At 39.7% G+C, this 15,560-nt stretch carries 5 protein-coding genes and 4 pseudogenes; 4 read left to right on the forward strand and 5 right to left on the reverse strand.

The window, feature by feature from the left end:
* Nucleotide 1 precedes the first annotated feature (1 nt).
* Nucleotides 2-2,452, reverse strand: a complete 2,451-nt coding sequence (locus D2C72_06850) for a type I restriction-modification system subunit M (GenBank protein QEF43960.1) — start codon at nucleotides 2,450-2,452, stop codon at nucleotides 2-4.
* 66 nt (nucleotides 2,453-2,518) lie between these two features.
* Here D2C72_06850 and D2C72_06855 point away from each other — a divergent pair.
* Nucleotides 2,519-5,495: pseudogene (locus D2C72_06855) on the forward strand (type I restriction endonuclease subunit R).
* Nucleotides 5,495-6,201: pseudogene (locus D2C72_06860) on the forward strand (M48 family peptidase). Before D2C72_06855 ends, D2C72_06860 begins: the two co-directional pseudogenes overlap by 1 nt.
* Before the next feature lie 87 nt (nucleotides 6,202-6,288).
* Here D2C72_06860 and D2C72_06865 read toward each other — a convergent pair.
* The 3 genes from D2C72_06865 to D2C72_06875 form a co-directional block, all read right to left on the reverse strand.
* Entirely contained in the window at nucleotides 6,289-8,814 is a 2,526-nt protein-coding gene (locus tag D2C72_06865; protein ID QEF43961.1) for a ligand-gated channel, read from the reverse strand.
* A 340-nt stretch (nucleotides 8,815-9,154) separates the two neighbouring features.
* Complete coding sequence (rocF, locus tag D2C72_06870) at nucleotides 9,155-10,123, reverse strand: arginase (protein QEF43962.1); 969 nt, start codon at nucleotides 10,121-10,123, stop codon at nucleotides 9,155-9,157.
* Between the two features lie 12 nt (nucleotides 10,124-10,135).
* Entirely contained in the window at nucleotides 10,136-11,563 is a 1,428-nt protein-coding gene (locus D2C72_06875) for an amino acid permease (protein ID QEF43963.1), read from the reverse strand.
* A gap of 199 nt (nucleotides 11,564-11,762) precedes the next feature.
* Between D2C72_06875 and D2C72_06880 the strand changes: the two genes are divergently transcribed.
* Both D2C72_06880 and D2C72_06885 read left to right on the forward strand, forming a co-directional pair.
* Nucleotides 11,763-12,905, forward strand: coding sequence for an alanine dehydrogenase (locus D2C72_06880; GenBank protein QEF43964.1), 1,143 nt, complete (start codon nucleotides 11,763-11,765; stop codon nucleotides 12,903-12,905).
* 122 nt (nucleotides 12,906-13,027) lie between these two features.
* Nucleotides 13,028-14,752, forward strand: a pseudogene (locus D2C72_06885) (DUF262 domain-containing protein).
* 10 nt (nucleotides 14,753-14,762) lie between these two features.
* Here the strand turns inward: D2C72_06885 and D2C72_06890 are convergent.
* Nucleotides 14,763-15,490 (reverse strand): annotated as a pseudogene (locus D2C72_06890) (outer membrane protein).
* Nucleotides 15,491-15,560 lie beyond the last annotated feature (70 nt).

A 15,560-nucleotide genomic window follows, 5' to 3' on the forward strand; every position in this document is an offset into this window, starting at 1 on the left:
ATCACCCCATTAACCCCAAATCTTTCAAATGCTCTAAAACTTTTGATTCGCTTTCTTTGACTTCTTTATCTAATTCTAGCAAGCTGTTAGAGTAAGTTTGAATGATTTCATTAAGAGCACTTGTAAAAGCGTTGATGCGTTTTAAAATCTTGTTTTCTAGGGCGTTTTTTAGGCTGTTGAGCCATTTGTCTTTGATGATGAGATCCTTAATTTCATTGATTTCAAGGTTTTTATACTGGTGGAACGCTTTTAATTCCAGCTCCTCATAAGCTTTATTTTTCATTTTTAGCGCCTTGTTTTTAGCCTCTAGCCATTCTAAAGCGGTTTTTAGGATTTCTTTATCTTCTAAATCGGTGGCGTTTTTTAGCTCTTTTTTCAAAACGCTTTCATTGATTTTCAATCCATCAAAAAGCCCCTCTTCGTTAGAATGCTCTTCTATAAATTCGTCTAAAAGGGCCTCTTTTTCGTTGAGGGCGTTTTCTAATGCTTCTAATTCTATAAGCTCTTTTTCAAAAAAGCGTTGTTTGATCAAGTTTTTAGGGATTAGATCGCTTTTATAGTAGGTTTTTTGAATGACAAAATCCGGCTCCTCTAAATAATTGGCCTTTTTGTTTTTGTCTTTTAGGGGGTTTAATTTTCTCAATTCTTTAGCGCTTCTAAAACCATTGAATGAAAGAAGGAACCAATCGTCTTGCAAGACTTCGTTGTAGTAATCTTTAAAGAGCTGATACACGCCGTATTTGTCTAAAATTCCCACTTTTTCAAATTCTTTTAAAACCTTTGAGCAAACGCTTTCTATGAGAGTTTTTGGGTTAAAACCAGGCTCTAAATCATTAAAAGTTGTGGATAGTTCCAATCGGTCAAAAGCGCTCAAAACAGAAGCGTGGAAGGTTTGGTATTCTAGGCTTTGGGTGATTAATTCTTTAATGTTTTCGCATTCTGTTTTTAAAGCGTAATAACCCTCTTTATCGCTCTTTTTAAACAGCGTGTGTTTAAGCTCTTTAAACACTTGAAAATAAGGGGCGTAGGCTTTTATTTCGTTTTTGGGCAAATAACTGGCCTTGTGGCTGTTGATTAAAGCGAACAAGTCTTTTTCCAATTCTTGCTTGGCGGCAATGTAGCGCGCGATATTCAAGTTATAGTCGTTAGCGCTGATTTCTTCTAGGCTCACCATTTTAGAATAATAAGGGATTTCTTTGTAAGCGTTAAAAGTGTCTATCATTTTTTGGACATCTTGCTCTCTCAAGCGGTTTTTATTGCCATCTTTTTTAAAATCCTTGCTCGCATCTATCACAAAAACGCCCTTTCTGGCACGCGCGTTTTCTTTGTCTAAAACGATCACGCATGCAGGAATGGAAGTGCCATAAAAAAGATTAGGGGCTAGGCCTATCACGCCTTTAATATAGCCTTTTAATAAAAGATTTTTTCTGATTGCGCCCTCAGCATTCCCCCTAAATAGCACCCCATGGGGTAAAATCACTGCCCCTTTGCCTGTGTTTTTTAAGGATTTGATGATGTGTAACAAAAAAGCAAAATCGCCATTTTTTTCAGGGGGCGTGCCGTCTTCAAAACGATTGAAATGATCATTAATGACTTGCTTGCTTTTAGGGTCTATGCTCAGCCCGTCAGTCCAATTTTTCAAGCTAAAAGGAGGGTTAGCCACGACATAATCAAAGGTTTTTAGCATGCCATTTTCAATAAAAAGGGGGTTAGAAAGGGTGCTAGAACCCCCTTTAGCAATATCAGCAGTAGCGCTATTGTGTAAGATCATATTCATTTTACAAAGGGCTGTGGTGGAAATGTCTTTTTCTTGGCCATAGATAGTTAAACCTTTTTCACCGGCCAAACTAGAAGCTTTTAATAATAACGAACCGCTCCCGCAAGCGGGATCATAGATGCTTTTATCTTGTCTGGTGTTTTCATCAATGCCAAGCAAAAGGGATAATAGTAGCGAAACTTCGCTAGGGGTATAAAACTGCCCTTTGGATTTACCGGATTCGCTGGCAAAATGGCGCATTAAATATTCGTAAGCATCACCCAATAAATCATCGTCTAAAGCCCCATGCGCGCCCAAACTCAAATCCGCAAAGATTTTAACCAAATTAGAAAGGGTGTCGATCATCGCTTTACCCTCTCCTAGCTTAGTGTTATCGTTAAAATCCACGCTGTCAATCACGCCTTTTAAATCGTTTCGCTCTGCGATCTTGGCGATGATTTTATTGAGCTTGTCGCCTATTTCCTTATCGCCCTCTAAAGCGAGAATGTCTTCATAAAAGCACCCTTGTGGCACTTCTATTTCGCTATCTATATTACTTCTGGCTTTATCGCTGATGTATTTTAAAAAAAGCAGGTTCAAAACATAGTTTTTATACTCGCTCGCATCCATCCCGCCCCTCAAACTATCCGCTCCAGCCCATAAAGAGCTATACAATTCGCTTTTTTTGATCGCCATTTTAACCGCCCTATTTTGTTTTTAGGATTATAATATAAAGCGATAAAAAGCGTTCTTAAGGGGTTTATGATGAAAACAGAAAAAGAAGTTCAAAAACAAGTCATAGAAACTTTTAAAGCAATGGGCTATGCGTATTTGGGGGATTTAACAAAGAGCGATAATGAAAACATCAATAAAGAAAGCCTGAAAGCATGGCTAATTAAAAATCAAAAAATTGAGCCTGAAAGGTGGCGTAAAATTGAGCATAAAATCCATGACGCTTTAAAAAACGATTTATACGAAGCGAATCAAAATTTTTACAACCTTTTGATTTATGGCGTGAACACTAAAATAAGCCAGAATGAAAACACTCAAACGACTTATCTCATTGATTGGAAAGATGTTTCTCAAAATGAATTTAGCGTGGCTGAAGAAGTGAGCGTTAAAGGGCCAAACGCAAAACGGCCGGACATCGTGCTTTACGTTAATGGGTTCGCTTTAGGGGTGCTAGAATTGAAAAAATCCAGCGTGAGCGTGGAAAGCGGTATCCGGCAAAATTTAGACAACCAGAAGAAGGAATTTATTAGAGATTTTTTCAAAACGATCCAATTGGTTATGGCGGGCAATGAAAGTCAAGGGCTAAGATATGGCGTCATAGAAACTGAAGAAAAATACTACCTTTCTTGGAAAGAAGAGGGCGTTCAAAAAAATTTGTTTGAGACGATTGAGTGTTTTTTGGATAAAAAAAGGTTTTTAGAATTTGTCCATGATTTTTTGATTTTTGATAAGGGGCAAAAGAAATGCGCCCGGTTCCACCAATATTTTGCCATTAAAAAAACGCAAGAGTTTATCCAAAGAAAAGAAGGGGGATTATCTGGCACACGCAAGGCAGCGGTAAGAGCTTGACTATGGTGTGGCTTGCCAAATGGCTAAGAAGGAATACCCAACAAGCGAGGATTTTAATCGTTACGGACAGGACGGAATTAGACGCTCAAATTCAAGGCGTGTTTAGTGGGATAGGCGAGGCTATTTATCGCACAGACAGCAAGAAGGATTTATTGAGCGTGCTGTTTGAAAATAAGGAATTTTTGGTTGGCTCGCTTGTGCATAAGTTTGATGACAACGACTTAGAAGATTTAAAAAAACAACCTGTTTTAAAAGAATGGGTTGTTTTAGTGGATGAATGCCACAGAACCCAAAGCGCTAAATTGCATAAAGCCATGAAAAGCCTGCTCCCTAATGCGATTTTTATCGCCTTTAGCGGCACGCCTTTGTTGAAACAAGATAAAAAGACAAGCCAGGAAGTGTTTGGGAATTACATCCATTGCTATAAATTTAATGAAGCCGTTAGCGATAAAGTGGTGCTAGATTTAAACTATGAAGCCAGAAGCGTGGATCAATATGTCAGTAGCCCTGAAAAGCTAGACGAATATTTTGAATTGAAAACTCAAGGCTTGAATGAGGCAGCTAAAACAGAGCTTAAAAAGAAATGGGTTAATTTGCAAAAGGTTTTTTCCACTAAAGACAGATTAGCTCGTATTGTGCAAGATATTGTATTGGATATGGCAAAACTCCCACGATTAAGGAATGGAAAAGGGAATGCCATGTTGGTGGCTGAAAGCGTGTATAACGCATGCCGGTATTTTGAACTCTTTTTAGAAACAGAATTAAAGGATAAGGTGGCTGTGATCACAAGCTATGAACCCAATATCGCCGATCTGAAAGATTGCGGGAGCGATGAGAGCGAAGAGAGTTACAAATACCGCACTTATTGCAAAATGCTGCAAAACTTTTTTGATGAAAAAGATAAGAAAAAAGCTCTTAACAAAATTAAAGAGTTTGAAGAAAAAGTTAAAGAGCGTTTTATTAATGAGCCTAATAGAATGAAGCTGTTGATCGTGGTGGATAAGCTATTGACCGGTTTTGATGCGCCAAGCCTCACTTATTTATACATGGATAAGAAAATGCAAGATCATGGGCTTTTTCAAGCGGTGTGCAGGGTGAATAGATTAGATAGCGAAGATAAGGATTTTGGCTGTATCATAGACTATAAGGATTTGTTTGATAGCTTACAAGAAGCGCACAGCGATTACACCAATAAAGCGTTTGAAAACTATGAAAGAGAAGACATTCAAGGGTTTATCTCTGACAAAGCCCAAAAGATTAAGAAAAAATTAGAAGAAACTAGAGATCAGTTAAAATCGCTTTGCGAAGGCGTGAAAGAGCCAAAAGATGAAGAGGATTATATCGCTTATTTTTGTGGGAGCGATTTAGAAAAGAGCGCTCAAAAAAGGCGGTTGTTTTACCAGCTTGTTGGCGCGTTTTTAAGAATGTTTGTGGAATTGAATAACTCAGAAAAGCCCATTCATTCTAAAGAAGAAACGCAACCAATCAAACAAGAAGCGGAATTTTACAGGCATTTACAAAAAGCGGTTGGCTTGAGTAGTGGGGATAGCGTGGATTTAAAAAGCTATAATGAAGACATGCACCGGATTTTAGACGCTTACATTAAAACCATGGATAGCGAGGTGTTATTCCAAATAGAAGATCAAGGGCTGTGCGAAGTTTTAGCCCAAATGAATATTGATGATTTTAATAAGGCGTTATCTCAAGTATTTAAAAATGAAAGCTCTATGGCAGAAAGCATCGCTAACAACACTAAAAAACGCATTATAGAAAAAGAAGCGAGCGATCCTAAGTATTACGAAAAATTATCTTCGCTTTTAAACGATTTGATTCTCCAATTTAGAGAAAAGAAATTAACCTATTTAGAATACTTGCAACAAATCCAGGCTCTAGCCAAAAAAGTTATTGATAAAGAAGATAGAAATTACCCTAAAAAGATCAACACTAACGCTTTAAAAATCCTCTATGATAATTTAGATGAAAATGAAGCCTTAGCCCTAGAAATAGACGCATGCATAAGGGATAATAAAAAGATGGTTGGGTGGGGCATAACCAAAAAGAAAAAAACCTTAAAATCGCTTTAAGAAAAATCATAGACGATGAGGGTTTGTTAGAAAACATCTTTAATTTAGCCAAACACATAGAGGAGTATCGTTAATGAACGCTTATTGTTTGACTTTAAATGATACCAACATCGCTATAGAAAAAAGGATATTAAGCATTTGCACATTAGCGTTTGCCCGCCTGATGGCTCTGTGCGTGTGTCTTGCCCCCTAGCTTTAAACGATGAGAATCTCAGGCTTTCTTTGATTAAAAGACTCCCTTGGATAAAAGAACAGCAACAAAATTTTTTAAACCAAAACAGACAAAGCCAAAGGGAAATGCTAGAGAGAGAAAGCCACTATCTTTTTGGGAAACGCTATTTGTTAAAGATTGAACACACCATAAAAAAACACTTCGTCCTCCAAAGCCCTAAATATTTAATCTTGCATGTCCATCAAAAGACAAGCTTAGAAAACCGCTTAAAAGTGTTAGAAAACTATTACAGACAAGTTTTAAGAGAAAAAATACAAACCTACATCAACCAATACGAAAAGATTTTAAACGAGAGCATACAAAGCTTTAAAATCCAAAAAATGAAACGGATATGGGGGAGTTGCAATACAACTAAACGCACCCTACTTTTTAATTTGGAATTGGCTAAAGCGCCTAGAAAGGGCATTGAATATGTGGTTGTGCATGAATTATTGCATTTAAAAGCGCGCCACCATAACGAATATTTTAGGGATTTGCTGAGTTTGTATTTGCCTGATTGGCAAAGGGCTAAGGCCAGTCTCAAAGAGGCTTATTTGGAGCGCTCTTAAATGAATGCTCCACAATATTAGTGAAACCGCTAAGCGGCTAACTTTAAGCGGCTCATCACAGCAAGATCCCCCTCCTTTTTAAAGCCTTTAGAAAGTGTAGTTCAAATACGCTGTAACCGATCTTCCAGGTGCGGGTTGCAAGCCTGCAGGGCTAGAGCCAATCCCTGTAAAATAATACTTCATGTTGAAGATGTTATTGATTTGCAAACTTCCTGTAACTCTGTGTCGCCCGTTTTCCCAGAAAATTTGGCTCACTTGGATATTCCACACCCAATACCAAGGCAAGAGCCCTTCATGTTGGGTCATACACCAAGCTTCGCATTGATAGCCGCTATTAAGAACGCTTTCATAGTTGTTCCCCCCACTATAATATTGCATCCCATAATAGCCTCCTGCTGCGCTGTTGCTAATCCCGCTATAAGCGCGGCTATAAAAATAGCTAGAAATACCAATGGTGGTTTTACGCCAATTGTAACGAGCGTCAAAAATGAACTGGAAAGGGCTTACAAAAGGGAAATGCTTGTTATAGCTAGTCCCTTTTAGCACATCCCCATTCAAGTCTGTTAAGGGGCCATGGCTAGTTACACGAGTGTCAATGTAGTTGAAAGCGGCATGGAATTGCAACCCTCTAATAGGCCTGTAATACAATTCCAGCTCCACGCCTTGAGAATAGCCATTAATGGGGCGCACATTGCCTTTCATAGGGCCACTCGTATAGACTGAATACTGCCCGGTGGCAAAATCGCGCGCCCAAATCCTAAAGTAGTCCGCATTGAAGCTAAACTTATCCTTATAGGTGTAGCGTGCTCCTGCTTCCACCGTGTCAAAGTGTTGGGTAAAATACTCCGCTCCTCCATAGCTCAAAACGTCTAATTGAGGCGGGACAAAAGAGCGTTGGTAGTTGAAGTAGGTAAGCACATTGTGATCGCCTTGCACAGGGATAAAGCCAATGTTGGTTGAGGGCATCCAATTGTTCATGTGCTTGATTTTTCTTAAATCCTTCTCAGGGATTTGCGCCCAATTAGCCGCATTTTCGTTGTTGTATTGCACAAAAGCGTAGCGCAAACCAGGCACAATAAAAAAGCGCCCATCCCAAGCTTCAATGCGATCGCTCAAATAAACTGCTGTGTAATTGTTACGCCAATTATTCCAGTTTCTATAAACGCCATGCTTGATGTGGGGTTTCCAACCGCTCATCACGTTAGCACCCTCACACAAGAATCCTGCCCCCTCACCGCTCGTTTTAGTGGCACATTCATTGGTGTTTAAGTATTGGCGTTGTAAAAAAGTGGTGGTCATGAAACGCAAGCCCATGATAAAGGTTTGCTTGACTTTCCCGGTATTGACGATCAGATTCACTTTAGGCTCAAAAGCGTTGTTAATGGAGCGCACAGGGTTTTCTACTTCTGCCCAACCATTGTAGTTGGTGGCATAATAAGGCACAGCCAAGTTATACCCTGCCGGAAGTCCCGCCGCCCTGCATGCCGCTTCGCTAAAGCAAGTAACCATGTTAGCGCTATTGTAGCTAGAGCTCACCTGAAAGTCCCTAGTCATCAACTGCCCATAGTAAGTGAAGCTAAAAGTCCCGCCCACTTTGTCTAAATCCCCAAAGCGGTTTTCATACACAGCCCCAAAGCGTTGTGAGCGCCCGCCTTTTTGGTTTAAGGGGCGCAAATTAGCGAAGCGGTTTATTTTGTAATCTTGCTCGCTGAGTGATCCCGGTTGGGCGATAGCAAAATCGTAGTATTGGTAATAGGCTTTAATCCCATTGTTTTCATTGATGTCATAGATCCCATCTAGCCAATAGTTTGAAATACTAGAGGGGCTATTATCCCTAAAGCCTTGTCCTCTAACCCAGTTAGCTTGCGCTTGGATACCCACATGCTTATTGATCATCCCTCCGCTCCTCACATAAGTGTTATAGAGGAGGTTATTGCCTAAAGACTTGATGAAAGAAGGATCGCCGGTTTTATCAGGGGGAGCGGCAAAACCGGCGTTTCTAGCCTTAGCCCAATAAGTGATCCTTTCAGCCGCTTGGTTTTCCCATTGAGTAGGAATGGGCTTAGTGATGATATTGACAATACCCCCATAAGTGTTAGGCCCGTATTGCACGCTGCCTCCACCCTTGATCACATCAATGCGATCAATGGCTTGAAAGGTAACAGGGAAAATGTCTAGCTCAATGTGAGCGTAGGGGGCCATATAAACAGGAATACCATTAACTAACATCAGCGTCGCATCGCTATGCCCTGAACCTCCCGCTCCAAAGCCACGGATTTGGATAGTGGGCATAGCCCCCACACCTGTCGCGTTCCTAATTTGCAGACCGGGGACATTCTGTAAAGCTTCTTCAATGCTTTGGTTAGCTTGTTGGGTGAGCGCTTTATTAGAGATCACCGTGCGGCTTCCTGTGTATTTTTTCACTTCTTCATCTTGCCAACTCTTAGGCGCAGTAATCCCGCTATAACCCAAATTGACCTGCCCAGAATAATCAGATTTATCCTTTTTCCCGGCAGTAGAAACCTTGCCCAAAGTGTAGTCTTTATCCTTAGCGAACAAAGACTCTTGGCAAATCAAGCTGGCAGTTAAAGCCAACAGAACCTTTTTATGCAACGCAAACTCCTTAATGTTTTAAGAGATTAAAAAATAATTTAAATTTTTCAAGTAAAATCACACCAATAACGAACGCCTATTAAGTAATAAAAACAAAAAAAACTTAATAATTTGCGAATTTTATCATAAAAATTCTTAAAATTTTATTAATCCCATGAAAATCTTTTTTTTTTTTTTTGATTTCGCTCGGTTTTAGTAGAAGATACCCATTTTTGACACACAGATAGCTTGCATGTGTTCTCAAAACACACAAGACATTCTTTGACGCTCAAAGCGGTTTAATTTTTCATCTAAACACTGCCCCTTTTTTTAACTTTTTATCGTTTTGTTTGAAAAGCGATCAGCGACTCATTATAAAAGATGGCTTCTTATCTTTAATTTTACAGCTATTGATAATGAGATCTAAGATCTCTAAAACCTGCTTTTCTTCTTCGTTGCTATGTTTTGCGCTCACCGTGGGGTTGTATTCGGTTACCTCAACGGCTCTTAATCTGTCTTTAAAGCTTTCTAAAAGCAAGCCCAATAATTGCTTGAGCTCATCAAAACTCAGCCCGTTATTTTCACGCACGCCGGTAGAAGTGAAAAGCTTGCCATCCATAATGTCTAAATCCAAACTCAAATAAATAATATCCACCGCTTTTAATGATTCTTTGGTTTTTTGAACCACTTCTTGCATGTTTTCTCTTATCGCTTCCACGCTAAATAAAGGGATTTGCAATTCCTTAATCACATCTCTTTCGCTCTGTTCGGTGCTTCTTACCCCAAAATACACCAAACATTTAGGATCAATTTCTAACGCTCCCTTTTCTAACCCCAAAGAGCAGAGCTTTTGCCATGCCTTTTCTTCGCTCTCGCTCATGCGATTAACCCCGCTACGGACACGATTTAAAACCATGCCTAAAGGCATGCCGTGGATATGCTTTGAATCGCTGTCGTAAGCCGTATGAATATCCGCATGCGCGTCTAAATACAAAATCCCTATTTTTTTGTCCTTATGAACGCTCCTAAAGGCTTGGAAAATCCCAAACATGTTCGCATGCTCTGAGCTTAAAATCAAAGGAAATTCTTTTTTCTCAAACACTTCTCGCATGCAAGGGATCAAATTTTCTTTACAAAAAAGGTAGTAATCTTCAAAATTCTTAGCGTATCTAAACTCTTTATAAAGCACGCACCGCTCTTGAATAATCGTTTGCATGCCTTTAATCACATCGCCATGCGTTGCACTTAAAGCTTCTCTCAAACGCCTAACCCCTTTATCGGTGCCTCTTTTTGACGCTCCTAATTCCGCTTCCAATCCTACTAAAATCATTTTATAACTCCTTTAAATTCCTTTTTCTTGCTGATAACCCCATTTGTCCTTACTCAAATAATACGCCCCATAGCAAAGCCCCATAAACACTAGCGTGAGATACCCTCCAATGCGTTCATTTGCATCCATATACGCCCCTATAAGACCCACCAAACACCCGCTGATGCCAATAATTTGGATCAAGGGATTAAGAGGGGCTTTATAAGGTAGATCTTTTAAGGATTTTCCCAAAGCCAGATACTCTTTCCTGAAGCGGTATTGCGCTACGCTGATACTAATCCATACAATAATCACCATAAAACTCACCACATTGATCAAACTTGCCATGATTTTTTCTGGTGCAAACGCTTCGGTGAGCATGCCAATAAGTGTAACCCCTAAAGATAAATACAAAGCATAAGTGGGCGTGCCAGAGGCGTTAAGTTTAGCAAAAAGGGGGAAAAACATCTTTTTTTGGCTTAAGCCATAAATCATCCTCCCTGAAGCGTATAGCCCAGAATTAGCGGTGGATAAAATCGCGGTGACAATGACAAAATTCATAATATTTGCCGCATAAGGGATACCCACGCCCAAAAAGGGTAAGGGGATCTTTTCTAAAGCGCTCACAAAAGGGCTTTGCGTCAAACCACTATCCGTCATGGGCAAAAACACCGATACCACAAACACCGCCCCTAAAAAGAAAAACACGATCCGCCATAAAGTCGCCTTAATCGCTTTAGGCATGACTTTTTTTGCGTCTTTAGTTTCTCCTGCCGCAACGCCGATAATCTCTGTGCCCGTGTAAGCAAAAATCACCGCTAAAATCGCCCCAAAGAACGCCCCCACGCCTTTAGGGAAAAAGCCTTTTTCTAACCCTTGAGTCTCCCCATTAAAATAGAAATTAGCAAACACGCCTTCAAAACCATACAAATAAAACGAATAAACAATGCCAATGCACCCAAGCACAATGAACACAAAAACCGCTAAAACCTTGATGGTGCTGAGCAAAAATTCGCCTGTGGCAAAAATTTTAACCGAAAAGAAATTCAATAAAAATAAAAGTGCAATGCATGCAATGACCCACACATACACAGGAATAGTTGGGAACCATCGTTGCATAAGCAAGCCTATGGCGATGTATTCCACGGCCACGGTTAAAACCCAACTCAGCCAATACATCCAAAAGACCATATACCCTGTGCTTGGGTTAATAAAACGGCTCGCATAATCCCCAAAACTCCCTGTAGTGGGATACACGCTCGCTAATTCCCCTAAAGATAAAACAATAGAATAGATAATAATCCCTCCAATCAAATACGCTAAAAGCGTGGCTAAAGGGCCCGCGCTAGCGATATTCCCCCCTGTGCCCACAAAAAGCCCGGTGCCAATCGTCCCCCCTAAAGCGATCATCATCAATTGGTTGAAGCCAATGTCCCTGCTTAAAGTCGTGTTGTCTTTCATAAACGCATCCTTTAATCGTTAAGTAAATCCTATTTTAAATCCCAACCAACAATTACAAAATAGTAAGCAAATGAATAACAAACAAAATTAATTTTATTGTGTAAAAGAGTAATACTATTTAGCTTTTTAAAAGAAAGATACCCAATCGTTTAATGGAGTGAGTATAATCATAACTGACACTACTATTTAAAGGATTAACATGACTATTGGGCTAGTCAAAGAAAGCATGGATTTAGAATCACGAGTGGCTTTGGTGCCTGATGATGTGGCACTAATCATTCAAAAGGGCGTGGGGGTTTTAGTGGAAAATCAAGCCGGTGCTAATAGCGGTTATAGTAACGAAGCGTATGAAAGCGTGGGGGCTAAAATCGTGGATACTAAAACAGCGTGGGGGCAGGATTTGGTGGTCAAATGCAAAGAGCCTTTAGAGCATGAATACCCTTTGTTGAAAGAAAAAGCCGTGCTGTTTAGTTATTTGGATCTAGCGTATCAAAAAAGCTTGTGCGAAATGTTTATAAATAAAAAAATCACTTCCATTTGCACTGAAACCATTGCCGGGCCTAAAAACGACTACCCTATTTTAGCGCCTATGAGCGTGGTGGCTGGGAGGTTGGCTGCGCATTTGATCCAGCATTATTTGCTGGCTTTAGAGCATGTTAAGGGCTTTATGGGTAAGGGGGTCATGCTTGGGGGGTTATCGGGCGCACAAAGGGCTAAAATCGTCGTAGTTGGAGGCGGTGTGGTTGGCATGGAGAGCGCGAAAGTGTTGAGCCAAATGGGGGCTAAAGTAACGATTTTAGAATTAGACTACGCTAAATTGCAAAACCACCCCTATTACCATTTGTATGATTTAGAAGTTTTAAGCGTGAATGAAGCCAATATCATTCAGGCTTTAAGTGGGGCGGTGGGGCTAGTGGGAGCGGTGCTAGTTACAGCGAGCCAAACCCCTAAAGTGATCTTAAGAAGGCATTTAAAATGCATGCAAAAACAAGGGGTAGTGATAGATGTGGCTTGCGATTTAGGGGGGTGCATAGAAACCATACACCAGACAAGCCATTCTAACCCGGTGTATGTGGAAGAGGATTTGTTGCATTATGGCGTGCCGAACATGCCAGGGATTGTTGCTAAAACAAGCTCTGTAGCTTATAGCCATGCGAGTGCGCCGTATTTGTTGTATTATTTAGAGCATGGCTTGAAGGGCTTTTTAAAAGCCAACACTAAAATCGTAGCAAACACGCTTGGAGGCTTGAGTGCTTATAACGGCTATATCACCCAAGAAGGCATCGCTAAAGCTTTCAATCTAGCGTTCAAATCGCCTTTAGAGGTTTTAAAGGAGCTTTAAAAATAAGTTGTAAAAAAGGGCATGGCGATAAACCATGCGTCTTCATGTGTGGAAATATTTCAAAAAAAAAAAAAACACTTTTTAATGTTATAATCTATCCCAAAACAATACAAGGGGTTTTTGTGGCAGAAATTGAAAGAAAAGATTCTCACTTAAGAGATATTTTAAAAGACGAACTCTACTATCAAATCCCCATCTACCAACGCCCTTACCAATGGACAGAAGAAAACTGCGAAAAGCTTTTAGACGATTTGTTTTTTAATTATGAAGACGACAGAGAAAGCGATTATTTTTGCGGCTCATTAGTCTTAATTGCAATCAGCGACGATTCTAAAGCCAAAACCTATGATGTTGTGGATGGCCAGCAACGCTTAAGCACTTTCATTCTGCTTGCAAAAGTTTTGGCCACCCTTTATTCTGAGCGTTTAACCGAAGAGAGCAAAGACTATTTGCAAGAGAGCTTGAATGGTAGGTATGGGAAAAAAGATCGGTTGAATTTTAACGCTATAGGGTTTAATTCTAAAAAAGATTTTCAATACGCCTTAACTTCTTTCAATGATGCTCCTGTAAGCAACAATAAGAATAATTACCTAAAAAATGCGATTTGTTTAAAAAACTATCTCAAGAAAAAAGAGATTGAAGACATTAACGATTTCATTGAGTGGCTGTATTTTAAGGTCGTATTCATCACCATCACTTGCCCTGATGCAGACAAAGCGTTAAGGATTTTTAGTGTTTTAAATGCTAGGGGTTTGCCCTTGCATGCGATAGATGTTTTTGAGGTGGAGTTGCTAAAAAAACTCGCTAAAGAAAAGGATCAAGAAGAGTTTGTGTCTCGGTGGAATGCCTTGCGTCAAAAATGCTTGGATAATAAGTCAAAATTTCCAAAGAGAAAAGAGAACAAGCGAGAGAAGAACGCCGCAGAAATATTGTTTAGCTGGTATTTAACCTATCTCAATCCGGTAACTTCTAAAGAAAAAATGGAAAAAAGGCTCGTTACTTGATTTGAAAATCTTAATAAAACCCCATTAGAATACCTTAAGGGCGTAGAAGATTTTTACAACGCTTATTGTGAGGTGTTAGAAATGCAAGACCGACACGCCCATTTGCTTTCTTATCTAGCTTCTGATTTTTGGCGCGTTATTCTGTGCACTAGCATATTGCACCGCTATAGCCAAAGCGAGATGGAGGCTTTAAAGGAATTGTTAGTCAAGTTTTATTACCAACATTGGGTTGTAGAGCAAAAAGAGCCTAAAAAACAAACTAATTGCAACATTATTAAAGCCCTAAAGGAAAAGAAAAACATTGATGATATTATCTCTATTGTAAAACAATATTTAGATAAAAATAAAATAACACAAAATTTTAGAGGAAAACTAAAAGATGAGCATTTGTATGAACAACACAAAAGGAATTCAAAAAATTCATGGCTCAAGCCCGTTCTCATTTTAGTGGAATATTTCATGAGCGATGATCCTAGACCTAAACGCATTGAAAAGAACGATTTTCATGTTGAACATATTTTGCCCCAAAAACCCACTCTCTCAAGCCAATGGGTTAAAGACTTTAGCGAAGAAGAAAGGGAGCGCTACACGCATTCTTTAGCCAATCTCACGCTTTTAGGGGGCGAGAAAAACTCTCAAGCTTCAAATTTGGATTTCAAAGATAAAAAGAAAATCTGCATGGGAGAAGAAATCAGGTTAAACAAAAAGAAAACTTTTAGAGTGATGACTTGCTATAAGATGACCATAGATATTGCACTCCATTACACAGAATGGACGCCCAAAAGCTTAGAAAAAAGAGGAAAAGACTTGATGAGCATCATTGAGAGCGCACTTGAGCTCTAGGGACGCGCCCCTAGAAAGTGAACACATAATTCACATACCATGAATACACGCGCCTAAACCCTATATCCAGATTTTTTGCGGTGATATAGGGGTTTTTCTTTAGCATGGGGAATTTCACGCCCGCTTCAATGCTAGAATGCTTTAAGATCCTTAAGCGAGCCCCCACATTGAATAAAAATTGGAAAGAAGTGGCTTTTTTGCTCACCAAAGCTTGCTCCACTAAAATACCCTCAAAGCTCGGCGTCGCCATAAGCCATGAATTGCCGGCTAATTGCACCCCACCAAAAGCCCCCAAACTCATGATGCCGTTATTGATGACATTGACCATCACATCCATAGCCCCCCATAAGTGAGCATGTTTGGCTCAAAGGTTTTGGGATCGGCAATATTTGTTAAACGATTGATTTCTTGTTTCCCAAGAATTTGACCCGCTATTTGCGCCGCTTCGCTGTTATAGTTGGGGTTTTTAAGCCTAATAGAATTGGCATGGGCGTAGTCAAAAAACCCATAAAGGCGCAAGCCAAAGTGTTTTTCAAAGAAAAATTGATACCCTAAAAGCGCATCAAAACCCTTGATAGTAGCGTTAGTGGCTTGTTTTTGAGAATTAATATCCGCATGCATTTGGGCTTGTCCTTGCAAATAACCCGCCCCTAAAAAAACGCCATTACCATCCATAGCTAGTAGTGCATTTGTAGAAACAACCAAAGCTAACAAAGGTTTAGAAAAAAATCTCTTCATGTATAATTCCTTAACATAATGCTTACATTCTTAAAAAGAATACCCAAAAAACAATTAAAAACGATTAAAG

Origin of the sequence: Helicobacter pylori (assembly GCA_008032955.1) — a bacterium.
Classification (GTDB): domain Bacteria; phylum Campylobacterota; class Campylobacteria; order Campylobacterales; family Helicobacteraceae; genus Helicobacter; species Helicobacter pylori_DC.

Coding starts and splice junctions, on each gene's coding strand:
- rocF (QEF43962.1), bottom strand. CDS start 10,123: ATGATTTTAGTAGGATTGGAAGCGGAATTAGGAGCGTCAAAAAGAGGC.
- D2C72_06875 (QEF43963.1), bottom strand. CDS start 11,563: ATGAAAGACAACACGACTTTAAGCAGGGACATTGGCTTCAACCAATTG.
- D2C72_06880 (QEF43964.1), top strand. CDS start 11,763: ATGACTATTGGGCTAGTCAAAGAAAGCATGGATTTAGAATCACGAGTG.
- D2C72_06850 (QEF43960.1), bottom strand. CDS start 2,452: ATGGCGATCAAAAAAAGCGAATTGTATAGCTCTTTATGGGCTGGAGCG.